Raw genomic sequence first — 26,479 nt, forward strand, 5'->3', positions numbered from 1 at the left:
TCCCGCCGCTGCCAGGAGTATCCACACGCAATCTCCGCCCGCGCCAGACGCGTAGCCGCGCGAGGTCGCAGCGGACCCGGACCGTAGGCTGAGGCCCATGGCCCTCAATGAGCAGGAACAGCGCATGGCGCGGCCCCGTATGGCGGCCGGTGCGCTGTTCTTCAACGCCGACGAACACGTCCTCCTCGTCCAGCCTTCCTACAAGCCGATGTGGGAGATCCCCGGCGGTTATGTCGAGCATGCGGAGTCGCCCTTGGCCGCCTGCCGACGGGAAGTAGGGGAAGAGCTCGGAATCACTCCGCCGATCGGCATTCTCCTCGCCGTCGACTGGGCTCCGAGTGACGCCGAGGGCGACAAGGTTTTGTACGTCTTCGACGGCGGGGAACTCACCCGAGAGGACTTCGCTTCCATCAAGGTCGCTCCCGACGAGCTTCTCACCGCCGAGTTCTTTCCATCCGAGCAACTCGACGAGCTCCTGGTCCCGAGGCTGTCACGCAGGGTGAAGGCCGCGATTGCCTCGCGAGCCAACGGCGGTCCCGTGTACCTCGAACACGGGGAGCAGCCGAGGCCGTAGTTCTCGTGCGGCGGCTGGGATCGACTCAGCCCATGGTGTCGGCTTGTCCCGTACGGCTGATTCGCGGAGCGAGGTCCAGTATCTCCGAACGCAGCTGCCCGCAGGCGGCGGCCGCCTCGCGCCCGGCGGACAGGTGATGCGATACGACCCAGCCCTCCAGATCGCGGGACAGCGCGGCGATGAAGTCCGCTTCCCTGGCGCTCGGGCGTAGGGGACTGCCGTGCACGGGGTTGATGCTGGAGAGCCGCAGCAGGACGAATCGGCCGGCGTACGGAGCGAGCAGTTGTGTCAGCGCGGCCTCGTCCGCCGGCCGCGTGTTGTGCTCGCAGAGGACGTAGTTCACTACCACCGGGCGTTGCTCGGCGACGGCGGCCCACAGTGGTAGGACGGTCGCGGGATCGTCCGCGCGGGGGATGATCGCGCGGCGCTGAGCCGTGGTGGCGCCGTGCAGGGAGAACATGAAGCGGTCCGGCAACCAGGCGTTTGCCCGCAGGAGCCTTCGAACCCATCCCTGTGGGGCAATGCTGGTTACCTTCACCTGCTTCGCCAAGTCCCGGTCCGCAATCGTTCTCGCCGCTGAGGTGACATGGGTCCAGTTCCCGGCGACATCCCCGACTCCGGCGAAGTCGACCCAGACGAGGGGGCCTTGGGGGGTTCGAACGGGTTCCGCCACCGCTTGCACCGCCGCGGTGATCTCCTCTGGCCGCAGATTCCGCACGAAGGGTGTACGAGCGAAAGTGGTAGCGCAATGCGTACAGCCGTACCTGCATCCTGCCTGGGCGGACATACACACCGAGTAGGCTTCCCGGTCGCCTTCCCAGAGCCGCACGGCCTCGAAGGTGGACCTGTCGGACGTTCCGAAGACGTACTTCGTGCTTCTGCCAGGCGGCACGTTGAGGGTCGAGAGGATCTCAATGGGGGCTCCGGCGCGTGACGTTTCATCCATCGTCAGGATGCCCTTCCGTGAGGAGCCCGGCCGAGTTCGGCGAAAAGGCCACCGAATGCCCTTGCGTACCGTTTGATCGCGCTGAGCGGCCAAACGAACGAGTGCGAGATCTGCGTTGAAATTGCGTCGGAGCGTAGAACCTGATCGGCGGCGTACTCAAATCACACCGGTGATATATCCATCCCGTCTTGATGGGGTCCAAGTCTTCGTGGCCTCTTCCGGCCTCCCGTCTCGATGAGGTACGGACCTCCGGCAGCCGTGGGGCCACACGATGGACGCCCGCCCCCAGGGGGCAGGGCGGCGGCCGGCGCGACCGCAACCAGGCCCGGCGTCGGCATCTGCCATCGCGATGGCGCACGCGCTCGTGCCTGCACCTGTTCGTCGGAGACAGGAGTGCCGAGAGGCGTCTCAGGGGCCCCGTACCAACTCTGGCGTGATCTTGCCGCCGCATCCCTGGCGTTCCCGCTATGCTCGTTGGCAACGCGTTGATGGAGACGAGTAGCTTCGGGATCACGTGAGCCGAGAGAATTGCCGGTAGCTGGGAAGGCAATCTCGCGCCCCGATGCGAAGACACTCCTGAGTGCGGGGAGGAACGGTCTTACGACCCAATGCCCCGTCGGCCGCCCCCCGTCATCGGGCATGAATGAGGCCGCCGCTCTCCCCGAGTGGCGGTAAAGGCGCGGTGGCACCGCGAGTACCCTTCTCGTCCGCGCCCCCAAGGGATCATGACGACGCCCCTGGGAGGGCTGCGATGATCCACACGACTAGCCGCGTACTGGTCTGTGACCTGCGAGAACACGTCGGGCAGACCGTATCCGTGTCGGGCTGGGTGAACACGCTCCGCCTGCAGAGCAAGATGCAGTTCGTTGTCGTCCGTGACCACACCGGCATGGTGCAGGTCACTCACAAACGCTCGGGTGAAAGCGACGAGGTCGAGGCAGCACTGGAGGGACTGACCACGGAGTCCGCCGTCCGGATCACCGGCCGCGTGGTCGAGAACCCGATCGTGAAGCTCGGCGGCCTTGAGGTCGTTCCCGAGTCGGTCGAGATCCTGAACCGGGCTGAGACGCCGCTGCCCATCGACGAGCACACAGGGCTGGAGCACCGCCTCGACTGGCGGTTCCTGGACGTACGGCGCCGGCCTCAGGCGCAGCTGTTGTTCGCCGTGCAGACCACGTTCGAGCAGGGAATGCGCGAGTACGCCTACACGCAGGGGTGCACCGAGATGCACACGCCGAAGCTGATGGGCACGGCGTCCGAGTCCGGAGCCGAGGTGTTCGAACTCGGCTACTTCGACCGCTCCGCCTATCTGGCACAGTCGCCACAGTTCTTCAAGCAGATGGCCATCGCGGCCGGCATCGACAGGGTCTTCGAGATCGGGCCCGTGTTCCGTGCCGAGCCGTCGTTCACGTCCCGGCATGCGACCGAGTTCACGGGAGTGGACGTCGAGCTTGCCTGGATCAACGGCGTCGAGGACGTGATGACGTTCGAGGAGCAGATGCTCACGCACGGCATCGCCAAGGTCGCCGACTTGCACGGCGACGCGATCAGGGAGACCTTCGGCGTCGAGGTCGTGGTGCCGCAGACGCCGTTCCCGCGCGTCACCATGGCCGAAGCGCAGAAGATCCTGCGGGCGAAGGGCTGGGACCCGGAGGGAGTGAAGGAGGACCTGGACCCGGAAGGCGAGCGAGGTATCGCCTCCTACGTCAAGGAGCAGACCGGGCACGAGTGGGTGTTCATCACCCGCTATCCGACGAGCATCCGGCCCTTCTACCACATGAGGCCGGCGGACAACCCGGGCCTGACACTCAGCTTCGACCTGCTCTGGAAGGGGCTGGAGGTTACGACCGGCGCTCAGCGTGAGCACCGCTACGACGTGCTGCTCAAGCAGGCCGCGGAGAAGGGCATGAGCACCGGGCCCATGCAGGACTACCTGAACTGCTTCCGCTACGGTTGCCCGCCCCACGGCGGTCTGGGCATGGGGCTCGGCCGCGTGCTGATGGTGCTGCTCGGCCTCGACTCGCTTCGGGAAGCCACGTTCCTCTTCCGGGGGCCGAACCGGCTGACTCCGTAGAGACAGGGAACCGGGTCCGCCCCTCTAAGGGGCGGACCCGGTTCCTGCTGTCAGTAGCGGACGTTGCGCAGGTCCAGTTTCCACGCCTCTTCGGGATGCCTGTCCCAGTACGCGCGGAGCGCCAGCTCCCGCTCCGAGAAGCGGCCCTGATGGCACAGGCCTCCGTGCGCCAGAGTGACGCTCATGGCCACCGGGGATTCGGTGGTGACCCAGTGCGGGGTGAGCGCGTGGCTCCACAGCCGGTCGCCTGGGTCCATCCGCACGGACTGGCGATCGGTCGGATCGTGTTCGGGTGGTTCCTCTCCGGTCGTCTCACTCACCACGGCGGATTCGGCGCTGAGGTGTTTGTCGGGGTCGTGGTAGCTGTGGAACGTCTTGGTGCCCTCGATCTGCCACACGAGTCCGTGCGAGTTGTCGTTGTGGTACGTCGAGGACACCCCGGCCGTGGAGACGAAGAGGATCGGTGCGCACCGCTGCCAGGTGAAACCCCAGCTGGACATCCGGGTCCGCCACGGGACCATGACGTGCTGTTGGAACCCGCTCAGGAGGCCGTCGTAGAAGCGGCTGAGGTCGAAGTGGACGAGGCGGAAGCTCCACGTGACCACTTCTTCGATCGGGGCGGTGCGGAAGGCCGCCGTACGGTCCATACGCACGGACCAGTCCTCGTCACCAAGGATCGTGAACCGTACCTCTTCGTCCCGCCGGATGACGTCGAGGACGTCACGTGCGGGAGGGAACGGATAGCCGGTGCCGGCCAAAGTGCCGCCGACGCGGAGGTTGGGGGGAGTGCGCCATCGCCCCGTGAACTCTTCGGCTGTGGTGACGAGCGTCATCATAGGCCTCTCACCGGGTTTCGTCGGCGCGGCAGACCGCCGCACACTCAGGCGTGGTCCGATCCTGGGGATCGGAATCGAGGAACTGGGCGATCTCCGCTCGGGGCGCCTGGACGTTCACTCCTGTACTGCCGTACGGGCAGCGGCGGATCTCGCCACCTGCGGACACGTACAGGGAGGCGGATGAACAGACGGGGCGGTCCTCGGGATGAAGGAGCATCGTCCGAAGCCCCGTCAGGTACTCCAGGAACCTTGGCGTCAGGTGGAAGTAGCGACCCAGGTGGGTGGTGTCGGCTCTCTGCTGGTCGAGGTAGCTGTGGACGGTGGGACCGGCGCGCCGTCGACCCGCGTCATCGAGGGCGACGGGGCTGAGCTGGATCTCGACCCCTGCCGCGGCGGCGCGTTGGTAGATGTCCTGACTCTCCTGGTCGCTGAGCTTCCAGTACGTGAGGTGGAGGACCTGCCGGTGTGCGGGGAGCTGCTTCAGGGTCTCGATGGCTGAGGTGACGGACCGGGTCGTGAGGCCGAGTTCCATGGCGCCGGCCGAGTCCGCGGAGACGGTGACGTTCACGAGCAGGTGGGCCAGGCTGGCCAGACGGTCCACGTCCTCAGGGTCGCGGGCGGAAGTGACCACGGACACCGGCAAGCCGAACTGGTGCCCAAGTCGCACCAGTTGGCGTAGCTCGGGGTGGTGTGCGGGTTCGCCTCCGGTGAGGCAGATTCCCTCGACGCCGATCTCTTTCAACCGGGACAGGGTCCGGGTGTAGGTGGAGACACCTAGGAACCCGTGGGCGCGGTCGGCGCGGAAGCAGAACCCGCAGGCGATCCTGCAATGGCCCGCTGTGCTGACCAGTGCGGTGCGGTACCGCACGCGGGGTGGCGTGGTCGGCGCTTCGGGGTGGGCGACAACTGCGCTCACTGGAGCCCCGTACTGTCCCATACGGCGATCTCCACCGTGCTCTGGTAGAAGGCGCACATCTGCGGGTCCGGTCGTTCCCCTGCGATCAGGAGCTGTTCGTTGCGGGAGGGACCGCCGCAGATCGCGAGTGCCGGGCACTCGCCGCACTCGGGGATCGGGGCGATCTCCTTGGCGATGCCGCCCAACAGCGCCGGGTCGGCTCGTAACTCCTCAAGGGCGTGGAGGAAGGCCGGCTCGGTGAAGTTGATGTCGCACAGGCTGACTCGGCTGCCGGGCAGCAAGGCGGCGTTGAGCGTGCGGTCGCTCTGCATGTGGTCGAAGAGCATGGGGCGGCGCTGGTCGAGAGCCTGGAACGCCCGGTCGAGGACGGAGAACATCATCCCACCTCGGCCGAGGGCCACCAGGCGCGCCTGGTACAGCTCCTCGGCGAGTTCTGTGCCGTCGACAGTCCAGCGCCCGCCGGCGGGAATGGGCGTGTTGGCGTAGATGAACTTCAGACCGAGCTCGTCGATGATCCATTTGACGGTCTCGGCCAGGCGCCCGATGTTCGCGGGCGTGGGAGTGAGGTTGCAGCCCACGTGGATGCCGTCGGCATCGAGGAGTCGGCCGACGTTGCGCCGGATGCGGTCGTCGGCTCGCTGTCCGCCCAGCAGTCTCCGGTGCTCGGAGTTGACCGAGGGTGGGCCGTCGACGGATATCCCGACGCCGTAGCGATAGCGGGAGAAGTGATCGATCATTGCGTCGGTGATCCGGGCGCCGTTGGTGACGACGGTTCGGCGTACCTGCTGCACGTCGTGCTGCTCGGCGAGTGCATCCGCGAGTTCGTCCCCGCGCTGCATCAGGTCGAACCGAGTCGTCGGCTCGCCCCCGAACCACTGGATGGCCACCTCATCCCGGCCGACGTTGGTTTCGAAGAGGTAGGTCAGGCCGTCAGCGAGCTCCTGCTCCGTCATGTCCGGCTTGCCGGTGTTCGTCTCGACGAAGCAGTAGCTGCACTTCATGTTGCAGGCGTCGGTGAGGACGATCCGGAGACCGCTGATCCGTACGGGTAAGGGCTCCAGTCCCAGTCTCTGGAGTCGGCTGCGGAGTGCTTCGCGCTGGTCGCGGTCGGGACCGTCCGGCGAGAAGCCGAGCTCGGCGAGAGCTGTGTGCGTTGCGGTCGGGGGAACCGCGGAGAGATCGGTGACCTCCCCGCGGTCGAGGTACACGCTGTCCAGCGTGACCGGGTCGAGGAGGGCCGCCTCGCCGTCCCGGTCGTACCGGATGTACTTCCCCCACAGAAGCTGCGAGGAGGCCACTGGTGTTACGCGGCTTCCTCTGCCAGGATGCCGCGCTCGGCCATCAGTTTGCGGACGAGTTCCTCTCCTGAGGCCTGCAGCTGTGCCGAGGCTTCCGGGGAGCCGCCGTCCGCCAGGACGATCACGCCCGGAAGGGTGGGGTTCGCGGCGATGATCGTGATGCCGGCGGGCTCGGTGCTGACCACCATGATCGCGTTCTCGACGGGCACCCAGTCCGTGTTGTCCTTCAACGCTTCCAGGATCTCGGCCTGCTTGGCCTGGAAGGCATCGCGCTCGCCCATCCAGACCCCTGCCTTGCTCTTGGAGTCGACGACGTCGGCGTAGATCAGGTGATCGCCCTTGGTGCGCCGGGGAGTTGGCATGACCCTCTCCTTTCCCGTGCTCGGCTTGTGTTGGCTTCGGTGGTGCCAGTGCACAACGAGAGGTGTGCGGGGAGCAGCCTTCCGCGTCGCTGGGCGGACGGCACATTTCGTGGGTGATATAACCCGAGAGATATACGGTCCGTGCTGGCAGAGGGTAGAAGGGGCAACCCGAGCCTGGGGGGCGGCGCCCAGACGTCGCCAGCGGGTCCGCGCCGCTGGCGGTGGGGCCCGCAGCTGTGCTGACAGAAAGCGCAAGGCGGAGCTGGACACGTCGGCCCAGACTGATAGGCAAGCATGCGAAGCCTCTGGTGGAGAGGGTTTCTGTTGGATGTGACGACACTTGCGGTCGCGCTCATCAGCGTCGGAGGAACGTTGGGCGGGACTCTGGGTGGAGCGGTGCTCAGCCAGCGTGCAAGCCGCGCCGAAGCAGCGGAGCAGAACCGGCGTGCGGATCGTGAGCGGGAGCACGAGCGTGATGAGCGAGCGCTGCAGGCGAAGCGTGATCTCTATGCCCGTCTCAACACCACCGCCCGCGCTTACCGGGTCGCCGCCCGAGACGCCGTCCTGGCGTCCGAACGTGGCGAGAGTTTCGATCCGGCAGTTCTCGACGCCGCCAAGGAGGCCTGGGCCGACCAGTACTCCCGGGCCCAGATGGCGCTGGCGAAGAGTGTCCTGGAGGTCGCCTCGACGCTGAACAGATCGCTCGGTGTCGGGTACACAGTTGTGAAACACCTGCCGGGCAGCCGAGACCTCGACGAGGTGTACCAGCGGGCCAAGGAATGGTTCAGCGGTCCGTTGTCCGATGGTGTCTACCTGTTGCGGGTCACGCTGCGGCATGACCTCGGCATCGAGGTTGATTCCCACTTCGACCAGACCCGCGCGCAGATCCTCACTGCGCTCGAAAGCGCGCGGGACAACCTCGACCGTCTACTTGCTGCGGAACGAGCACAGGCCGCCAGGTCCAGCTGACGGGCAGGAAGGCTCAGCCGACATTAAGTTACCGGTCTTCCGGCGCCGCCAACACCGACAAGCCGGTGTACGGCACCGTCACCACCTGGTACGGAAAGAGCCAGGGCATGATCAAGTACGGTCGCGAGCCCGGAACTTACCCGGGAGTCAGAGAGGCCCACGACCTGCTGTGCGGAGAGGAGCCCCAGACCTAGACTGCGCGCCGAGGGCCGGTCAGCCACCGAGGTCCCGCCGCCATCCAGGCGGCGGGACCTCTCCTGGTTCTGAGCCGTTCCGGGCTCACCAGAGGGCTTGAGGCGCACTGCCACAGACAGAGCGCAAAACTGGTTGTGGGTGGTTGGCGCAGGTATCGGCTACACCGGCCCGGACTTGTACCGCCAGACGGCGTGCTCCAGTCCTCCCTGGTCGTGGCCGAGAAGTGCGGCGGCCCCCTCGTACACGGCTCGCAGCTCTTCGTAGCGGAGGTGCGGTACACCGGCGTCCGCAGCGAAGGCGCGTAGATGTACGTCGACGGCGACCTGCGAACGGCCGACAAGATTGCCGATGTAGTCGACGCTCTTCGGTCCCACCCCCTTCACGGTGCGTAGAGCGGCGCGATTGGTCTCGTGGTCGAGCCATGCGTGGAGCTCGTCGCGGGTGTCGACCCCCTTGGCAGCCAGCAGGTCGGTGATGGCGTGGGCCGTCGCGACCTTCCGGGAGTGGTTGAAGTTCATGGCGACGGCAAGGTCTTCTGTAGCGAGTCGTCTCTGGAAGCCGTGGACGGTTGCCGCATCGGGCCAGTCCGTTTGAAGCCGCAGGAGTCGTGGCCGGAGGGTCGCCTCGTACTTGCAGCGAGCATGAAAGCTGGCGTCGCAGATGACAGCACCCATGTGGGTCCATCCGCCGGTCTGGAGAAACGGGCCATCGCCGAGAAAGCGCTGCATGTGGTCGGCGAGCCGCCGGGCGAGGCTGAGCGCGGTCATGGATCAATGATGACGCTCTGTTACGTGGCCGTCGAGACGTGGACTGGAAACCGCAGGATGCGTTCTGGATCGCCCGATGGCGTCGACCTGACACGGTCCGCGAACGGCCTACAGGGAGGTGCGTCGCGTGCCGGATTGGAGCACGATCAGGTTGGCGTCCCTGCCGGCGACGTCTTGTCCGCATAGTCGGCAACCGGACTTTTGCTTCTCTCCATGTTTGAAGAGTCGGCCGGAGCGGCGATGGAGGAGGTGTCTTGGTTCACTTGGCTCGGATTCCACTGGAGGACGGAGGCTGCGTCCTGGTCGAGGCATCGTCCACGGTGGAGGGGCCCGTCAAGGCGGGTCGTGTCGGCGAAGTCGTCCATGACCTGCCGGGAAGTCTCCAGGAGGCGTTGGGGCCGATCACCGCTGCGGCTCGCGCCGCAGCGGTAGCCCTGCGCAGCGCCGGTCCTCATGAACTCGCCGTCGAGTTCGGTGTCGACCTCGCGGTGGAGGCTGGGGCGGTCATCACCAGGGCGGGCGCGCATGCTCACCTGCACGTGACCGTACGGTGGGCGAACGATCTCCCGGCCTCCGGCGATGACGGGAAATTGGGATGATCGTATGAACGCGCCGGAGTCGGGCTGGGTAAGCAGACGCGCACGAGAGTTGCGCACTGCTGTGGCCCAGATCATCGGGCGATCGGGCCAGGTGACGGGAGCCGGGTTCCTGGTGGCTGAGGATCTCTTGGTGACCTGCGCGCACGTCGTGCTCGCCGCCGGGCCCGGCCCTGGGGGGACGGTCCAACTGGTTTTTCCGCAGGTGGAAGGCGCTCCTCGGGTAAGGGGGCGGGTCGTGGGGGAGTCATGGCGCTCCCCGGACGGGGACGACGTCGCCGTGGTGCGCCTGACAGGTACGCCACCAGGCGTGACGGCGCTGCCTCTGGGCTCCGCCGAAGGTTGCCGCGGCCACCAGGTGCGCTCATTCGGCTTTCCCGCTCAGGCCCCACCGGGCGGGCATTTCGGCTTCGGTGTGTGTGGCGATCTGCTGCGTGCCACCGGGAGCCGGGGACTCTGTCTGCAGTTGACCGCCGCCAACGACTTGACCACCGGGTTCAGCGGGGCGCCTGTGCTCGACGAGGTGACCGGGCTAGTCATCGGGATGCTCACCGAGATCACCTCTCCGGACGTCTACGCGAGAGGGCAGGGCATCGCCTACGTGACTCCTGAGCAGGTTCTGCGAGAGATCCGGCCCGAGCTGACCGAGGAGGAACTGTTTCCCTACCGGGGACTGGAGCCGTTCCACGCCGAACATGCTCGGTGGTTCCATGGCAGAGCGGAGGCGGTACGGCAGGTGCTGGCGGGCCTCGCGCGGCAACGACGGTTGACCATTCTGCTGGGGCCCTCCGGTTCGGGCAAAACCTCCCTGATCCACGCCGGTGTTCTGCCGGCGTTGGCCAGCGGCGAACTGCCGGGCAGCGACAGCTGGCTTCCCCTGCTTGTCCGTCCCAGGCAGGACCTGGCGGCAGAATGGGTGCGAGCGGGGCTCTCCGAAGCCGGCACCGATGGGCTTTCCGGGGCCGTGGCCCGTGCACTCGCGGCGCATCCCACTGCGCAGCGCCTCCTGCTCGTCGTCGACCAGTTCGAGGAACTGCTCACACAAAGCAGCGTCGGCGCACCGGACGGCCGCCAGGGCGTCACCAGTCAGATCACTGAGGCGCTGGAGGCCAACCATCGACTCAACGTGCTCCTCGTCATGCGTGACGACTTCTACCCTCGGCTCGCCGCCGTGGCTCCACAGCTGCTGGAAGCGGCGATGCCGGGACTCCTCAACGTACCGGCGGTGCTCAGCAAGCACGAACTGCACGACATGGCCACGTTGCCCGCCCGCGAGGCGGGCGCACACTTCGACCCTGGACTGCCGGGGCTCATCGTCACCGACGTGCTCACCACCAGCCCCGAAGGTACGGCCGCCGGCCAGGCAACGGCCACCGTGCTCCCCCTGGTGGAGGTGGCGTTGAGCCAGCTGTGGCTGAGACGCCACGAGGGCTTCCTCACCCACGAGGCCTACCAGCGCATCGGCGGAGTGACGGGCAGCCTCGCCACCTGGGCGGACACCGCCCTGGACCGGCTTCCGCCGCGCCAGCGTCCCATCGCCCAGCGCATCCTGACCTCACTGGTGCGACCCGCGGATCCCGTCCACCACATTCCCGCCGTCCGCGCGCAGGTCCCTTTGCGCGAGCTTCGCGACCTGGCGACCGATCCCAACCGCGATCCGGAGAACGACGGCGACTTCGACGAGGTCCTCGCCGCCCTGACCGCGCACCGCATCGTCACCACGCACGCGCCGGACACGTCGCAGGACGCCGACACGACCTCGGCGCATCCGGTGGCCGAACTGATCCACGACGCACTCATCCGTGACTGGGGCACCCTGCACGAATGGGTCCGCCAGGACCACCGCTTCCAGGGCTGGCTGGAACATGCCCGCGCCGCGAGAGCCCGCTGGGACGAAACGTCCGACCCCGGCGACCTGCTGACCGGGACAGCGCTCGCCGAGGGCCTGGAGTGGGCGCAACAACGCCATTTGCCGGGGGAGATCACCGCGTATCTGACCGTCAGTCGGCAACGCCAGCAGGAGGTCATCCGACGCAGCAGGCGCCTCAACGCCGTCCTGGCATGCGTGCTGGCCCTCGTACTGATCGCGGCCGGGGGAGCGGCGTGGCAGTGGCGCAGGGCCAGGGCAGAGCAGCAGGCCGACCTGTCACGGCAGATCGCCGTCAAGTCTGGTCAGCTGATCCAGAGCAATCCCGACCTGGCATCCCTGCTGGCCGTCCAGGCCTACCGCACGAGCCACACCCCCGAAGCCTCCGCGAGTCTGCAGGACGCCGCTGCCCTGCCGCTGCACCGGACACTCACGGGCCACGAGCGAGAGGTGTACTCGGTCGCGTACAGCCCGGACGGCCGCACGCTCGCCACCGGCAGTACGGACGGCACGGCTCGCTTGTGGGACAGCCGCACCGGCAGAACCCGGACCGTGCTCAGGGGCCACAGCGACGCGGTGTGGTCGGTCGCGTTCTCCCCTGACGGGCGCACCATCGCCACAGGCAGCACTGACCGGACGGCCCGCCTGTGGGACGTGACGACGGGACGTCTCCGCAGAGTCCTCTCCGGCCACACCGACGGCCTCAACTCCGTGGCGTTCGCCCCGGACGGCCGCACGCTCGCCACCGGTGCCAACGACGACACCGCTCGGCTGTGGGACACGGCCACCGGTAAGCCCGGTGCCATCCTGCGCGGCCACACCGACTGGGTGTACTCGGTCGCCTTCAGTCCGGACGGCCGCACGCTTGCCACCGCCTCCAAGGACGACACCGCCCGGCTGTGGGACGTGACCACTCATCAGGCGTCGGTCGTCCTCCGAGGCCACACAGCGCCGGTCTGGCCCGCCAAGTTCAGTCCGGACGGGCGCCTCCTCGCCACCGGGAGTGCGGACCAGACGGCACGGCTGTGGGACGTTGCCACTCACACCACCCGTCTCACCTTGTCCGGCCATTCGGCTGAGGCTTGGGCACTGGCGTTCAGTCCGGACGGGCACACCCTCGCCACCGGGAGCGCGGACCAGACCGCACGGTTGTGGGACGTCGCAACCGGCGCCAACCGCGCTGTCCTCGCCGGGCACACGAACGCAGTGGAGGCGGTGGCGTTCAGTCCGGACGGCCATACCCTCGCCACCGGGAGCGACGACAAGACCGCCCGCCTGTGGAACCTGCTAAGCGGCAGAGCACGCAAGACCATCACCGGTCATACCGCTACCGTCAGGGCCGCCGCCTTCAGCCCGGATGGGCGCCTCCTCGCCACCGGCAGCGACGACCAGACGGTGCGTTTGTGGGATGTGGCATCAGGACGAGCCCGCGGCACTCTGGCCCGGAATGCCGGGTCTTTCTCGTCGCTGGCGTTCAACCCGGACGGACGCATCGTCGCCGGCGGCAGCGATGACCAGACGGTGCGCATGTGGGACGTGCCCTCCGGAAGAATCCGCAGCACGTTGCCCGGTCAAGCCGGGGCCGTGGACTCGGTCGCCTTCAGCCCGGACGGCCGTACGCTTGCCACCGGTACCGACAACAACACCGCCCAACTGTGGGACGTGGCCACCCACAAGGTCCGCGTCTCCATCCCTGTCACCCAAGGGGCGGGCTTCAGAGTGAACGGGGTGGCGTTCAGTCGGGACGGCCACAGCCTTGCCACCGCCCTCGGCAACAACGCCGTGCAGATGTGGGACGTGGCCACGGGCAGGCCCGGAGCCACGTTCACCGGGCATACGAACGCGGTCGACGCGGTGGCGTTCAGTCCGGACGGCCGCACCGTTGCCACGGCGAGCGAGGACCTGACCGCTCGGTTGTGGGACATCGCCGCCACCAGGACCCGTACCACGCTCACGGGTCACACCGGTCCGGTGCGTTCGGTGGCGTTCAGTCCGGACGGCCGTACGCTCGCCACCGGCGGCGACGAGGGGGCAGTGCGGTTGTGGGACGCGGGCACGGGGCAGGTGCGTGCCACGCTCACCGGCCACACGGGTCCGGTGTGGTCCGTGGTGTTCAGCCCTGACGGCCGCATCCTCGCCTCCGTCGGCAGCGACCGAACCGTACGTCTGTGGGACACCGGCCTTCCCGAGCTGGGAGAGGCTGTCCATACCGTCTGCGGGAACGTCGGCCGCGATCTCAGCCAGGACGAACGGGAAGGTTTTCTGCCAGGAAGGAGAGTCGGGCGAGTGTGCCCGTGACTCCGGCCTCGTGCCTGCAACAAGCTGTGAATCCCGGTTCTACGGCTTCCGCGTTCATGCTGTACGCCAGGGTGATCCTTCACTGAATTGCCTTCAGAACCAACTACGTGAGGGTTGACATGGTCCAAGGCGTGCATCACTGCTGCCCGACGAAGTTGTGTGAGATGTGCCGCCATCGGCCGATTCCCGAAAGCCCACGATCAGGCCGTACTCCACGAGGCCGTTTCCCTCCCGTCCATGAGCGTCGCGATTCGGTGTGAAAGCTGCTTTCCGGCCGCCTCGTCCCCCCGATCCGCGCGTCGTATGAAGGCGCCGAGTGTGTGCAGGTCCCGAATCGCTCGCAGGACGGGCAGTCCATCCCACTGCCGGATGTCGTATCCGTACCGACGGCTGAATTCGTCGAGGTCTGCGGCAGTGCGTCCGAAACGGACCCCTTGGAAGGTGTTGGCCAGGTCGATCTCGCGAGGGCCGAACGCTGCCTCGTCCCAGTCGCCGAGCCGCACGCCGTCACTACTCCAGAGCGTGTTTCCGGGATAGGCGTCGGCGTGGATGTGACCCTGGCCCAGAGGGAAGTCGAGCTTGCCGTAGCTGTCCAGAAGCTCCTCCCGCCGCGCCGCCAACCACTCCTGTTGGACCGACGTCAGGTAGCTGCTCGACTCCACGGAGCTCTTGAGTGAGGTGAGGGGCTGAAACCGGGGAAGCTGGATCGGCGGCATCGGCAAGGAGTGGAATTCCCGTAGCAGGTCGCCCAAAGAGCCGGCCGGTGGCCCGCTGCCTTCTGGCTGCGGGTAGTGGTGCCAGAACGTCACCGCATGCGGAGCGTAGACGAGCGGCTGGGGGAGATCCGCGGGCTCTGTCGCCGGGAAGCCGTTCGCGACGAGCCAGCGGGTCAGCGACACCGCCGTATCGAGACGTGGCCGCTGGGAGACGGGACTGACGCGTACGACGATGCCTTCGTCGGAGAGGAGGAACACGGCCGTGGCGTGGTCGTGGAGTCGGGTTAGTGAGTGGTCTGCCAGGCCTGACGCTCGGCAGGCCATGCGGGCGGCGGACTCGGGAGAGACCGTCGTCGTCATGGGGCAAGGACCTTCGTTCGGGTGTCTATCGCCTGGTAGCCGCGGGCCGCGTCGGAGAGTTCACGCGCGACGAGGTTCCGGGCGAACCGTGGATGCTCCAACAGCCTAGCCACTGACTGCACGGCGTCGCCGACCTGCCGAATGCGTCGGTCCGCCGGCAGATCCAGGACGGGCCGAAGTTGCTCTCCGGCTCCCTCGATCTCCCCTGCAGTGATGCGCGCTGTCGCGATGTCGAGGCGCGCCAGGGCCTCATCGCCGTACGACCGCTGCTCGGGAGGGCCGGCCTCGTAGAGTTCGACGGCCGTGGTCGCGTGCTGCTCGGCAAGTCGGTGCTCCCCAAGGAGCGCGAATGTTCCGCCGATGTAGTAGTGCTGCTTCGCCTCTGGGAACGTGAGCAGGCCTCCGAACCGGGTCAGCGCGTCTGGAGCCCCATGCCGGTCCCGGGCCCGTTTGAGTTCCTCGACGGCGGCCGTGGCAGTCCGGCGGTCGCCGATACGCGCCGCCGCCCGGGCTTCGATCGCCGCTATCCGGATACGGGTTTCTCCACCAGGGGACAGCAGGGCCGCCTGCCGTGTGTAGTCGAGAGCTGTCTGCCTTCGCGACGACCACTCGGCAATCAGGGCGGCCGTGCCTTTCACCCAGGCTCGCAGGTCGTTGTGATCGGACTGTTCGGCGAACGTCCAGGCCGTCTGCAACTGTGCGACGGCGGCGTCCTCGGCGCCCAGGTTCTGCGACGCGTGAGCGAGCAGCAGGGAGCTGGTGCCGGCGAGCAGGAGGAGGCTTCTGGTCTGGCCGAGAGGCTGGCGGCCGTTCAACAGGCCGAAGAGATGATCGCGTGTGGACACGAGGTCCGCGAAGATCCGGTGCAGCGGTGCGTGGACGTAGTCGCCGGCGATCCGGGCGAGGGTGGCCTCGATCCCTTCGAGTTCCACTTCACTCACGTTGCTCTTCGTGATGTCATCCGCGAAGTGCACGGACTGCGCGGCGGCCTGGGCCGCCAACTGGTTCAGGTCGGTGGTCTCGGTCACGCCGAGGGACACGTCGACGGGCGCCCATCCGATCTGTGCGGGGACGGAGACGTCGTACGGCCCCTGTTCGCGGAAAGGCGGAGCCAGCAGGGCGTCCGGCGTGCCGATGCCGTCGAGGAACCGGGCGACCTTGTCGAGGTTCGTGAGACGACGACTGCCGGCTTCGAGCATCGACAGGAAGCCCTGGCTCAGGCCGGCCATGGACGCCATATCCTCTTGCCGAAGACCGGCCCGCTCCCGGATGAGTCGGCTTGCGCGGCCGAAGTCCCAGGCCGTGATGGCGGTTTGGATGTCGCGGTCGGTCCACACCACGTCCGGGATGCTCCGGACTGGTTGCGGTTCCCACCCCTTGGTACGGGCGCATGCCGCGCACCGTTCGTCGAGGTTGTACTGGCTCAACCGGCATCCGCAGCCGGCGCATGTGCGAGGGTTCCTCGGCATCGCGCCCCCGTTCCTGGTCTGCGGACGGCAGCGTACGTGCGGGCGCTCGCGGGCGGGTATCACGCCGGTGATACCCCAGCCGGTGGGCGGCGGGGTGTGCTCAGAGGCCGGAGCGGGTCAGTGTCGTGATCGCTTCCAGGAGTCGCGGAACGTCTTCGAGGCTGTCGAGTACGACGTCGGCTCCGGCCGCCGCCAGATCGACGGCGGGGGTCTTACCGGACGCGACCGCGATCACGGGTGCTCCGCCTTCGAGGCCCGTGCGGACGTCTTCGAGGGAGTCGCCGATGATGACCGTGTTGGAGCGGGAGAAGCGTGTGCCGTACTTGGCCTGAGCGCGCGTCTGGGCGACGGCTACGAGGCTCGGGCGGTGGTCGTTGTCGGACGAGTACCCCCCGATCTCGGTCTCCAGGAAGCCGGTGAGGTCGAACGCCTGGAGCTTCAGGAGGGCGTTGGGCTTGAGGTTTCCCGTGACCACCGTCGGTACGTATCCCAGTTGGGCCTGCACGTTCTTGAGGGCGGAGACGGCTCCGGGCAGGAGGACACCTTGTTGGCGAAGGTCTTCCGTGTGCGCGGCGAGACGTCGGGGGAGGAGTTCCACCATGCGCGGCAACAGGTGCGGCACCTCTGCCTCGGGGACGCCGTTGTCCGTCAGGAGGGAGCGGATCGCCAGGGGCATGGTGACGCCGGTACCTCGTGCCGGGAGGCGCTCCGCGGGGCGACCGACGATCTCGGCGAAGGTCTCCCGGTAGACCTGCCTGTCGATGTCGCCGACGTACAACAGGGTGCGGTCGATGTCCCACAGGACGAGGGTCCGAGGTGCGGCGGTCAAATTCGGCTCCCTGTTGCCGGCATGGCGGCGTGACGCTCCAGTACGTCCTGAGCGTACGGGCTGTGGGCGACCTGACGGAGCCCATGGATCATGTCCGCGACGTGGCTGTCGAACCGGGCCGACCGGAGCTTCGCGGCCAGGTCGAGCACCTCGTGCGCCGCAGCGGCCCCGGCTTCTACGTCACCTTGCTCGACGTGGGCGGTGGCGGCACGCGAGAGGAATAGGCCCCGGGTCCGGTGGTCCGCCGGGTTGAGTGCCTGCCGTGCCTTGGTGAAGCTGACGGCGGCGCTGCTCGGGTCGCCGAGGTCGAGGTGGCAACTGCCGGTCTGGCCGTGGATCTCGCCCTCGTTCACCCAGTACAGCCAGTGTGGATCGTGTTCGGAGCGGCCCTGGGCGCTGAGTTCGGCCGCACGTCCGAGCGCGGTGAGGGCGGCTTGGCGTTCGCCGAGTTTGGCGTGCCCGCGGGCCTGCCGCGTCAGGAGCATGGCTTCGAGTGCCGGTGTACCGAGGTGCCTGACCCTGTCCCGGGCACGCTGGGCCGCGGCCACGGCATGGTGCGGGGCCCCGGTGGAGTAGCCGTGGATGGCTATGTAGGACAGGGCACCGGCCCCGAGCCGTACGTCCTGTGAGGCTTTCGCCGCGCGCAGGGCCGCGTACAGGTAACTGAGTGGACGGTCCCGGTCGCCGGAGTCGAAGACGAACCAGCCGGTCTGCGTGGCGGTGTCGGCGATGATCGCAGCCAGGCGGCGTCCGGTCTCCTCGTCGTACGACGTCTCCTCCAGCAGGTGCTTGAGGAATTGGAGGTGGCTGTTCCCGAGAGCTGTGAGGGTTCCGCTGCCGTCGCTCGCGTCCATGGTGCGGAGGCTGTCGGTGGTGCGTTGCAGGGCGTCCAGGAGGTCGCCGGTGAGCTGGCTCCCCTCTGCTGCCCTGGTCAGAGGCTCGGCTTCGGCGGTGTCCCAGGCGTTGACGAAGGTGGTGAGGGCGATGCCGCTCGCGGTGAGGAATCGTCGACGGTTCATCGCGTTGCCTCCCACCGCGCTGTTCAGTGCTTCCACCATACGGGCCGAGGTCCAGGGGAGGCTCGGATCGGCGTCGCCGGCGAACGGGACCTGCGGTGCTTGCTGGGCTGGGCCGTGAGCATGTGGCAGAGGGAGGGCGACCAGGTCGGACGGCACGCCGAGGCCTGTCAGGAACTCGATGATCTTGTCGATGTTGGTGAGCCGTCGGTTGCCCGACTCCAACATGGACAGGAAGGACTGGCTCATCCCGGTGAGCTGGGCCATGTCCTCCTGGCGAAGGCCGCTTCGGAGCCGGATGAGACGGCTGGCCCGGCTGAAATCCCAGTTGCCAAGGGCACTTCGGACTTCGTTGTCCGTCCAGACATACTCCGGGATGAACGGCATGAAATGGGCTTGCCTGGGTTGCGAGCGGGCGCAGGAAGCGCACAGGGAATCCGGGTTGTACTGGCTCAGGGAGCAGCCGCATCGATCACAACGCCGTTGTGCCTGGCGAGGCACCCTTCCCTCCCCCGAGCGAGATGTGCGGTTCTCCGGACTTCATTTCGCGGAGCCGGAATCACCTTAGTGATATCACCTTCGGCATGTGCGTAATCACTGTTCAGTGAACAGTCTTGGGGGCCAGCCCCCCGCTCCGGTGGCAGAAGTCGCCCGGACGAGCGGCTCAGTCGGTCCGTTCGGACGCACAGGAGTCTCCCGATGATGTTCGTTTCAGGTCGAGTTGGCGTTGCTTCTGATCACTTCCAGCCGCAGGGGCCGGCGGGTCCCGTGGAGCCGTCGCACGGTTGGAGCTCTCCGCCCGGCTGGCCCGTGCTGTCGCAGGCGCGGTCGCCGTCTCCCACGCAGTCCGAGTTGAGCTGGGGGGTTCAACTGGCGGCGTTCCCGAGGCCACGGCTGGGCGCCGTGGACGTCGTGCAGGTCGGGCTCGGGGTGGGGCTCCGTGCGGTGGAGGGCGTCCGGCAGGACGGCCTTTCGGTGGGCCCGGTTTTCTGCTGTGAGTCGCACGCCAGGATGCACATCCCCGTCGAGTCGGACACCGCCTACCGGTGGCACGCTCCACAGACGCTGTGCCGCCCGGGTGTCTGGGAGTGCTCGACCCGCGAACCGCCGACGCCGCAGTCGCGTTGCTCGGGGGTGTGGCTGTTTCCGCCCGGCCCGCGGAACACGAGCACCCACGCGTCCGCGCTCCTTCACTGGCTGTCCCTGACGCGGTCCGCCGGGGTACGGAACGTCGAGGTCCGGCATGGCGGTTAGTGTCTCGGCCGTCGTCCTGCTGGGGTTCATCACTTTCCTGCTCGTCAAGAAGAGCGGGCTGAAGGCGGGCCACGCGGTCGTCTGCACGCTGTTCGGCTTCTACCTCGCCGACTCCTCGATCGCGCCCACCGTCACGCAGGCCGTGACGAGCCTTGCCCAGATCGTCGGGAAGATCAGTTTCTAGCCGTCGGTTTCACGCCGCCGGGCTGAATCGCAGATGTGTCATTCGTCCTGCACCGCGTGGCATCGGGGGACCGATGCCTCCCCATCGCCAACCTTTCTTTCTACTTCGGGGATTTGATGACCTCGCGCGTATTGGATCCGGTCCTTTGGCTGTTGGCCCTGGCTGCTGTCGCAGCCGTGGTCGTGGCCGTGCGCTTTCGTGCCGCGTCGCTCGACGGAGAGCGTCGCGTCGCCAGCCTGGAGACGTCCTTGCGGATGGAACGGCACGCGGTCGAAGCCCGTGACGACGAGGTGCGGCATCTCGCTCAGCAGCAGGTGCCCCACCTGATCCACACCGTGCTGAGCGGCCAGCAGGCAGCGGCTCCGCCCTCGCTCCACCCGGAACTCAGCAAAGGCGAGTTCGGCCGGGCTCTGGCGGAAGTCCTGCGCACGGTGCACGAGACGACGGTCCAGTCCGCCGACCGCGCGGAGAACGTGACCCGCACGACTCTGGGCACCTTCATCCGTGCCATCCAGCCGCTCGTGAACGAGTTGCAGGGCGCGGTGGAAGCCATGGTCGAGCGTCACCACGACCCGAAAGTGCTCGCGGACGCGATCGAGATCTCCCACGGTGGCAACCAGCTGGCCCGGCGTCTTCAGGCCTTCAGCGTGCTGATCGGTTCCTGGCCCGGGCGCCAGCGCGACCCCGCACCCCTGATCGATGTCGTGCGCGGCGGCGTCTCGCGAATCCGTGACTACGACCGCATCGAGATCACCGGCGAGGCCCCCTTCGCCGTGACCAGCCGGGCGGTGGAACCCATCGTGCTGAGTCTGGCCGAGTTGCTCGACAACGCGGCCCGTCACTCCGAGCCGGGCACCAAGGTCCAGGTCTGGTACGTCTCGGCAGCCAACGGGGTGACCGTGTTCATCGACGACGCGGGTATCGGGATGACGCCCGAGAACCGCGCGAACGCCGGCCTGCTGCTCTCCGGTGGCCAGCAGATCTGGATCACCCAGATGCGTAACCCGCCCCAGCTCGGGTTCGTGACGGCTGGACAGTACGCCGACCGTTACGGCTTCCGGGCGGGTGCCGATCAGGTATCCGCCACCGGCGGTGTTCGGGCCTGGGTGTTCATTCCACAGGAGTTGCTGGTGCCCCTCGCGGACGTACCGAAAGCCGCCGAGCAAGCACGAACGCACCCGCCCGTCACCAACCGCGCCTCGGCGCCGCCGGCAGAACAGGCCTCAGCCCCTGATGTTCCGCCGCGGTATCCGACGCGCGCCGACAGCGGCCTCCCGCAGCGCACCCGGCAAGGCGCCAGGCCCCGGCATGCCGCCTCCCCTGTTCACGAGACCCAGACCCCGAGTGACGGCGGCCGTGCCGTGGGCGCCTTCCTGCGCGGCGTCGAACGCGCTGGCACCCAGGGCGGCCAACCCACAGGCCCGGGCTCCCACCTCCCCGACGAAGGGAAGCACACCGATGACGACCGTTAACAAGAAGCTCGACATGCTGAGCGGGCTGGGCTGGATGCTCGATGAGGAACTCCTCGCGCAGCGGGGTGTCCTGCGCGCCATGGTGCTGTCGGCCGACGGACTGCCGGTCGTGTGCTCCAAGGACATCGACCGCAGCCAGGACATCCCCAGGGCCATGTCCGAGCGGGTGGCCGCGGCCGTCACCGGACTGCAGGCCGTCAGCCAGGAGTCGACCGAGTTCGCCAGCAAGCCGAGGAGCAGCGAGGACGAGCCCTTCTCCGCCGGCCCGTGGCAGCGCACGCTGATCCAGTACGAGCAGGCGTACATCATCATCATCGCCGCCCGCGCCGGCACGTACCTGGCCGTGGCCATGAGCCAGAAGGCGGACGTCGAGGCCGTGTCGTACCAGATGGAGAAGGTCGTAGACCGCATCGGCGACTACCTCGGTCTTCCCCCACGGCAACCGGCACCGTCCGCGTCATGACCGCGTCCCGGCGTGTCCGGGGGCCGGGGCTGGTGGGTCTGCACGTCGTGACGGGCGGGCGCTCCGAGCCGAGCCGCAACCACTTCGACTTCGTCACGACCGTACGCATCTCCGGTCCCGGCCTGGACCGAACGGGGCTGTCCCCGGAGCAGCGCCGCGTGCTGGAGCTGTGCCAGCCGGGAGCACTGACCGTGGCCGAGATCGGGGCGTATCTCGTGCTTCCCCTCAGTGTCCTTCGGGTCCTGCTCGCCGACCTGATGGAACGAGGCCACATCACCACCAGCGGCAAGTTCTACGCCGTCCAGGCGGCCGACCGAGAGGTATTGGAGGCAGTCCTTGAGGGGCTCCGCAAGCTCTAACCCCGCCGAGGGGACCCATCTACGCGGTGACGAGACCATCGTGAAGATCATGGTCGCGGGCGCCTTCTCCGTGGGCAAGACCACCGTCATCGGCACGATGTCGGAGATCCGCCCCCTCCGGACGGAGGAGGTGATGACCGCCGCCAGTGTCCCGGTCGACGACCTGGACGGGCGCCCGGACAAGAACGCGACCACGGTCGCCCTCGACTTCGGCCGGCTCTCCCTCAGCCCTGAACTCGTCCTCTACCTCTTCGGCGCTCCTGGGCAGCAACGGTTCTTCCCCATCCTGCGTCACCTCGCCCACGGCGCACTCGGGGCGCTGGTCCTGGTGGACACGCGCCACCTCGCGCAGAGCTATCCCGTCATCGGCGCGGTGGAGGAGCTCGGGCTGGCCTACGCCATCGCGGTCAACGAGTTCCCTGACGCTCCGCGGCACACCGTCGACGAGCTGCGGGCCGCCATGGACCTGTCCGAGCAGACCCCGCTGGTGTTCTTCGACGCACGCGACCGGCCCAGCTCCAAGAACGCCCTGATCAGCCTCGTGTCCTACCTCCTCACCCTGTTGCCGGAGCCAACCCGATGACCATGCCATCTCCCGGGCCCACGCCCCCCTGGCCTTCTGCGGCCAACGGCTGCCCCTACAGCACGGCGGGATACCCGCACGCGGCCGCCCCGCAGCAGCCGCTACCGATCCACGGGCCCGAATTCAGTGCGAACCCGCGCCAGACGTACGAGCGGCTCCGGGCGTTGGGCCCCATCGCGCCGTGCGAAATCGACCACGGGGTCTACGGCTACATCACCACCACCTACCGCTCCGCCCTGTACCTGCTGCGCAACACCCCGAGCATCTTCCGCAAGGACCCGCACCACTGGCAGGCCCTGCGCGAGGGACGCGTACCCGCCGACGCCCCCGCGCTGATGATGATGCGACCGCGGAAGAACGCGCTGTGGCTCGACGGCTACGACCACACCCGCCTGCGCAGCGCGGTCACCGACAGCCTTTCCTGGGTCGACACCCACGCCCTGACCGCCAGCGTGGCCCGCATCGCCGACAGCCTGCTCGACCGCCTCATGGACCAGGAACACCCCGACCTGGTCGCCGAGTTCGCAGATCCCCTGCCCATGCAGGTACTGATCGAGATGTTCGGCTGCCCGCCTGACATCGGCCAGACCATCGTCACCTCGATCGCCAGGCTGTTCGACACCACCCAGGACGCGGCCCGGGTGAACACCGAACTCGAAGAAGCCTGCCTGGCCCTCACGAGGCTCAAACGGCACCGGCCTGGCTACGACGTCACCTCCTGGCTCGTGTCCCACCAGGCCCAGCTGTCGGACGAGGAGATGATCCAGCAGATCCTCCTGCTGATCGGGGCCGGAACCACCCCGTGCACCAACCTGATCGCCAACGCCGTGCTCCTGCTCATCACCGACGACCGGTTCAGCGGTGACCTGCACACCGGCGTCCGGCCCATCTCCGACGCCCTCGACCAGGTGCTGTGGGACGACCCGCCGGTGTCCAGCTACTGCCCCCTCTACCTGCGCGAAGAACACACCTACGAGGGCATCCGGCTGCTTTCCGGTATCCCGATCCTGGTGTCCTTCGCTGCCGCCAACAGCGACCCCGCCCTCGCCGCCGGCTCCGACCGACGCTCGGGCAACCGGGCGCACCTCGCCTTCAGCGCGGGCATCCGTGCCTGCCCGGCACCCGACCTCGCCCGCGTCATCACCGAGACCGCCATCGAACGCGTCCTGGACCGGATTCCCGACCTCACCCTCGCCTGCCAACCCACCCAACTCGTGCGCCGCCCCGGCACCTTCCAGAGCGGCTGGGCACATCTCCCCGTCGCCTTCCCCCGCACGACCTCCATCGTCCCGAACCCCAGCAGAGGACCGCGATGACCACTCAACTCCCGACGCCCAGCTGCCCGTTCGCGATAGACCCCTCGGGCTCCGACCTTCACGCCGAGGCACGCCAGCTGCGCGCCCTCGGACCGGCCGCCAGGATCGAACTCCCCGGAGGCGTCGCCGCCTGGTCGGTCACCGACCCGGGCCTCATCGAGCGCCTCCTCCTCGACGACCGCGTCTCCAAGGACGCCCACCAGCACTGGCCCGCCTTCACCGACGGGCAGATCCCGGAGAAGTGGCCCCTTCGCCTGTGGGCGCAGGTCCGCAACGCCCTGAGCGCCTACGGACCGGAGCACAAGCGCCTGCGCCGCCTGATCGGCACCGGCTTCCAGATCCGCCGCGTCCGCGCGCTCGCCCCCGCCATCGAGGACATCGCCCACGCCCTTCTCGACGACCTCGAACGCCACCGGGGCACCGGCAGCCCCGTGGACCTTCGTGAGCACTTCGCCTGGGTGTTGCCGCTGCGCGTCGTCAACATCCTCCTGGGCGTCCCGGACAACCTCCACGACACCTTCCGCGAGCTGATCGGCGGCGCCTTCGCCACCGACCTCACCGAGGCCGAAGCCGAGGCGCGCAACCTCGCCCTCTACAAGGCCCTGGACGGACTGGTCACCGCCAAGCGCGAGATGCCCGGAGACGACGTCACCACCGACCTGATCAAGGCCCACGACTCCGCCACCGACACCCGCCTGTCCCACCAGGAACTCATCGACAGCCTCCTGCTCCTCATAGGCGCCGGCCACGAGACCACGGTCAACCTCATCGACCACGCCGCGGTCAACCTCATGGCCCACCCCGACCAGCTCGCCCTCGTCGCCGCCGAGACCGCCAGCATCACGATGGACGACGTCGTGGACGAGACCCTGCGCCACCAGGCCCCGATCGCCAACATCCTTCCCCGCTTCCCCACCGTCGACATCCACGACGCGGAGACGGGGCTGACCTTCGACGCCGGCGACCTGGTCGTCATCAACTACGCCGCCGCCAACCGCGACGCCCGCATCCACACCGACCCGGACCGCTTCGACGTCACCCGGCCCACGCGCAAGAACCACCAGTCCTTCGGCGTGGGAGCGCACTACTGCATTGGCGCCGGCCTCGCCCGCCTCGAAGCCCGCATCGCGCTCGAATCCCTCTTCGGCCGGTACCCCCGCGTCACGCTGGCCACGGCCGCCGAGAACCTGCGCCCCCTCGCCTCGTTCATCTCCAACGGCCACCAGCAGATCCCCGTCCACCTCGACGGTGCACCGGTCACGCCCACGAGCCCTGACCACCACACGGTCCAGGTCGCACCGCTGACGGCTCCCGACCGAACGCCACCTCGCGGGCCCGCCGCCGATACACCCGCTGCCTGACCTGGTCCCTCCACCTCTACCGCACCGTACGGAGCGCTCCCATGACAAGCACCACTCCCGCCGCGTCCACTTCGGGCACTGACGTGCCCACGGTGTTGATCAACGCGCGGCGGGAGCTGGACGCCATCGCATTCCGCCTCCCGAGCGCTCCGATGGCTGTCGCCGCGACCCTCACATCCCTCGAAGCACTCGCACTGCGACTCGTCACGACCGTCCATCCGCCCACCGGCAATGTCGGAGGAGGGAAGCAGACGGAACTCCGGACACTTGTCGAGCGTGTCGAAGACCGTGCCGGTTCGAGGCCGCGGCCGGATCTGGCGTACGAACACCTGCTGGTGCTGCTCAGGCAGACACAGGAATTGCTGCGCTTGCTGGAGCAAGCGCATGGGATCGAACCGCGCCGCATACAAGCCGCATCCGCCAGCCGCCGGAGTGCGGCTCACCATGCCGCACAGCCTGCTCGGGAGAGCCGAAGCGCACCCACCCCACACACCGTCGGACCGTCTGTCCCGCTGCCCGCTCTGGGCTTGGCGGCCACTCTGCGGCAGCTGACGGCGAAGCCCAGCTCGGCAAGGGTCCAGGACTGCCTTCGGTGGGGCAAGGACCACTACCCCGTTGACGGCGAACTGACCGAACGACTCCTCGATGTTGCCCCGTTCCTCCAGGATGCGGTCGCCATCAACGACGCCTTCGCCACCCGAGTGGTGGCCCTGCTCGCTGGCCGGCTAGGCATCACCCAATTCATCGACCTTGGATGTGGGCTTCCCACTTCCCCGACGCTGTACGAGACCGCCGCCGCGGCCACGCCCCGCGGAAGCGGTATCGCCGTGGCCTACGTCGACCACGATCCGATCGTCATGGCCCATGCCGCCACACTGCTCACCGCGCCACGCCCCCACCGCACGGCGCATGTGCATGCGGATCTCGCCCAGCCCGACAGCATCCTCGCCGATCCGGACCTGCTCCGCGCTCTGGATCTGTCGCGGCCGGTTGCCGTGCTCGCCCACAACGTCCTGCACGAACTACCCGACCACCTCGCCTATCCCGCCGTCTCGGCTCTCTCCGGTCGGTTGGCCCGAGGCAGCGCCCTCTCCATCACCCACCCCACCGCCGCACTGCACCCAGGACCGATGAACAAGGTCGGTGATCTGTACACCGATTCGATCAGTCCCATCGCTCTGCGCGGCCCTCGTGAAGTCGGCCGGTTCTTCGACGGATGGACCCTACTCGCCCCCGGACTGGCGGAGACCGCCCACTGGCACGGCGTCCCTTCTCCCGGTTACACCCCTGGTTCGTCAGCAGCGTTCGCGGCCGTCGCCGTCAAACCGTGACCTGGCCGCCTTCCACGCCGGCCTGCCGACCGATGCGCCAGACCTACATGCCGCCCGTCCCGTCCGCG

23 protein-coding genes and 1 pseudogene are annotated in these 26,479 nt (G+C 68.0%); 13 read left to right on the forward strand and 11 right to left on the reverse strand.

Going from position 1 to position 26,479, the window contains the following annotated elements:
• Window positions 1–97 precede the first annotated feature (97 nt).
• Window positions 98–574, forward strand: coding sequence for an NUDIX hydrolase (locus tag AB0D59_RS33685; RefSeq protein WP_362573726.1), 477 nt, complete (start codon window positions 98–100; stop codon window positions 572–574).
• A 25-nt stretch (window positions 575–599) separates the two neighbouring features.
• Here AB0D59_RS33685 and AB0D59_RS33690 read toward each other — a convergent pair whose 3' ends face one another.
• Window positions 600–1,034, reverse strand: a complete 435-nt coding sequence (locus AB0D59_RS33690) for a hypothetical protein (RefSeq protein WP_362573728.1) — start codon at window positions 1,032–1,034, stop codon at window positions 600–602.
• Between the two features lie 1,237 nt (window positions 1,035–2,271).
• On the opposite strand from AB0D59_RS33690, the gene aspS reads away from it, so the two are divergent.
• Entirely contained in the window at window positions 2,272–3,594 is a 1,323-nt protein-coding gene (gene aspS / locus AB0D59_RS33695; RefSeq protein ID WP_362573731.1) for an aspartate--tRNA(Asn) ligase, read from the forward strand.
• A 50-nt stretch (window positions 3,595–3,644) separates the two neighbouring features.
• Here the strand turns inward: aspS and AB0D59_RS33700 are convergent, their stop codons facing one another.
• The 5 genes and pseudogenes from AB0D59_RS33700 to AB0D59_RS33720 all read right to left on the reverse strand — a co-directional run.
• Window positions 3,645–4,430: a hypothetical protein gene (locus tag AB0D59_RS33700; RefSeq protein WP_362573734.1), complete on the reverse strand. Its 786-nt coding sequence runs from the start codon at window positions 4,428–4,430 to the stop codon at window positions 3,645–3,647.
• Window positions 4,431–4,437: 7 nt separating this feature from the next.
• Window positions 4,438–5,346 carry a radical SAM protein gene (locus tag AB0D59_RS33705; protein WP_362573737.1) on the reverse strand — a complete coding sequence of 303 codons (909 nt, stop codon included), beginning with the start codon at window positions 5,344–5,346 and terminating at the stop codon, window positions 4,438–4,440.
• Window positions 5,343–6,644, reverse strand: a complete 1,302-nt coding sequence (locus AB0D59_RS33710; RefSeq protein ID WP_362573740.1) for a radical SAM protein — start codon at window positions 6,642–6,644, stop codon at window positions 5,343–5,345. Before AB0D59_RS33710 ends, AB0D59_RS33705 begins: the two co-directional genes overlap by 4 nt.
• A gap of 5 nt (window positions 6,645–6,649) precedes the next feature.
• Window positions 6,650–7,006: a hypothetical protein gene (locus tag AB0D59_RS33715; RefSeq protein WP_362573928.1), complete on the reverse strand. Its 357-nt coding sequence runs from the start codon at window positions 7,004–7,006 to the stop codon at window positions 6,650–6,652.
• Window positions 7,007–7,156: 150 nt separating this feature from the next.
• Window positions 7,157–7,336 (reverse strand): annotated as a pseudogene (locus AB0D59_RS33720) (hypothetical protein); the annotation flags it as partial.
• On the opposite strand from AB0D59_RS33720, the gene AB0D59_RS33725 reads away from it, so the two are divergent.
• On the forward strand, window positions 7,337–7,975 hold the full coding sequence (locus AB0D59_RS33725; RefSeq protein ID WP_362573743.1) for a hypothetical protein: 639 nt from the start codon (window positions 7,337–7,339) through the stop codon (window positions 7,973–7,975).
• A 353-nt stretch (window positions 7,976–8,328) separates the two neighbouring features.
• Here the strand turns inward: AB0D59_RS33725 and AB0D59_RS33730 are convergent, their stop codons facing one another.
• Window positions 8,329–8,937, reverse strand: a complete 609-nt coding sequence (locus AB0D59_RS33730; protein ID WP_362573746.1) for a hypothetical protein — start codon at window positions 8,935–8,937, stop codon at window positions 8,329–8,331.
• Window positions 8,938–9,200: 263 nt separating this feature from the next.
• Here AB0D59_RS33730 and AB0D59_RS33735 point away from each other — a divergent pair, with 263 nt between their 5' ends.
• Window positions 9,201–9,536, forward strand: a complete 336-nt coding sequence (locus tag AB0D59_RS33735) for a CU044_2847 family protein (RefSeq protein WP_362573749.1) — start codon at window positions 9,201–9,203, stop codon at window positions 9,534–9,536.
• A gap of 4 nt (window positions 9,537–9,540) precedes the next feature.
• Window positions 9,541–13,698: a trypsin-like peptidase domain-containing protein gene (locus AB0D59_RS33740; protein WP_362573751.1), complete on the forward strand. Its 4,158-nt coding sequence runs from the start codon at window positions 9,541–9,543 to the stop codon at window positions 13,696–13,698.
• A gap of 200 nt (window positions 13,699–13,898) precedes the next feature.
• Here the strand turns inward: AB0D59_RS33740 and AB0D59_RS33745 are convergent, their stop codons facing one another.
• The 4 genes from AB0D59_RS33745 to AB0D59_RS33760 form a co-directional block, all read right to left on the reverse strand.
• On the reverse strand, window positions 13,899–14,774 hold the full coding sequence (locus AB0D59_RS33745) for an aminoglycoside phosphotransferase family protein (RefSeq protein WP_362573754.1): 876 nt from the start codon (window positions 14,772–14,774) through the stop codon (window positions 13,899–13,901).
• Window positions 14,771–16,243: a helix-turn-helix transcriptional regulator gene (locus AB0D59_RS33750; RefSeq protein ID WP_362573757.1), complete on the reverse strand. Its 1,473-nt coding sequence runs from the start codon at window positions 16,241–16,243 to the stop codon at window positions 14,771–14,773. The genes AB0D59_RS33745 and AB0D59_RS33750 overlap by 4 nt, the downstream gene beginning before the upstream one ends.
• Before the next feature lie 100 nt (window positions 16,244–16,343).
• Window positions 16,344–17,072, reverse strand: a complete 729-nt coding sequence (locus AB0D59_RS33755; RefSeq protein WP_362573760.1) for a haloacid dehalogenase-like hydrolase — start codon at window positions 17,070–17,072, stop codon at window positions 16,344–16,346.
• Window positions 17,069–18,475, reverse strand: a complete 1,407-nt coding sequence (locus AB0D59_RS33760; protein WP_362573763.1) for a helix-turn-helix transcriptional regulator — start codon at window positions 18,473–18,475, stop codon at window positions 17,069–17,071. The genes AB0D59_RS33755 and AB0D59_RS33760 overlap by 4 nt, the downstream gene beginning before the upstream one ends.
• An 856-nt stretch (window positions 18,476–19,331) precedes the next feature.
• Here AB0D59_RS33760 and AB0D59_RS33765 point away from each other — a divergent pair.
• From AB0D59_RS33765 to AB0D59_RS33800, 8 genes are all read left to right on the forward strand, one after another.
• A complete protein-coding gene (locus AB0D59_RS33765) occupies window positions 19,332–19,526 on the forward strand; it encodes a hypothetical protein (RefSeq protein WP_362573765.1) in 195 nt (64 codons plus the stop codon).
• A 35-nt stretch (window positions 19,527–19,561) separates the two neighbouring features.
• The gene (locus AB0D59_RS33770) at window positions 19,562–20,998 is read left to right on the forward strand and encodes an ATP-binding protein (RefSeq protein ID WP_362573768.1); all 1,437 of its coding nucleotides are present in this window, start codon (window positions 19,562–19,564) and stop codon (window positions 20,996–20,998) included.
• Window positions 20,985–21,461, forward strand: coding sequence for a roadblock/LC7 domain-containing protein (locus tag AB0D59_RS33775; RefSeq protein ID WP_362573771.1), 477 nt, complete (start codon window positions 20,985–20,987; stop codon window positions 21,459–21,461). Before AB0D59_RS33770 ends, AB0D59_RS33775 begins: the two co-directional genes overlap by 14 nt.
• Window positions 21,458–21,820, forward strand: a complete 363-nt coding sequence (locus AB0D59_RS33780) for a DUF742 domain-containing protein (protein ID WP_362573774.1) — start codon at window positions 21,458–21,460, stop codon at window positions 21,818–21,820. Before AB0D59_RS33775 ends, AB0D59_RS33780 begins: the two co-directional genes overlap by 4 nt.
• 49 nt (window positions 21,821–21,869) lie before the next feature.
• Window positions 21,870–22,403: an ATP/GTP-binding protein gene (locus AB0D59_RS33785; protein WP_362573931.1), complete on the forward strand. Its 534-nt coding sequence runs from the start codon at window positions 21,870–21,872 to the stop codon at window positions 22,401–22,403.
• Window positions 22,400–23,719 (forward strand): cytochrome P450, encoded by a 1,320-nt coding sequence (locus AB0D59_RS33790; RefSeq protein ID WP_362573777.1) that lies wholly within the window; start codon window positions 22,400–22,402, stop codon window positions 23,717–23,719. The genes AB0D59_RS33785 and AB0D59_RS33790 overlap by 4 nt, the downstream gene beginning before the upstream one ends.
• Window positions 23,716–25,080, forward strand: a complete 1,365-nt coding sequence (locus AB0D59_RS33795; RefSeq protein WP_362573779.1) for a cytochrome P450 — start codon at window positions 23,716–23,718, stop codon at window positions 25,078–25,080. The genes AB0D59_RS33790 and AB0D59_RS33795 overlap by 4 nt, the downstream gene beginning before the upstream one ends.
• A gap of 527 nt (window positions 25,081–25,607) precedes the next feature.
• Window positions 25,608–26,411 (forward strand): SAM-dependent methyltransferase, encoded by an 804-nt coding sequence (locus tag AB0D59_RS33800; RefSeq protein ID WP_362573782.1) that lies wholly within the window; start codon window positions 25,608–25,610, stop codon window positions 26,409–26,411.
• Window positions 26,412–26,479 lie beyond the last annotated feature (68 nt).

The organism is Streptomyces sp. NPDC048417 (genome assembly GCF_040651615.1).
Classification (GTDB): Bacteria; Actinomycetota; Actinomycetes; order Streptomycetales; family Streptomycetaceae; genus Streptomyces.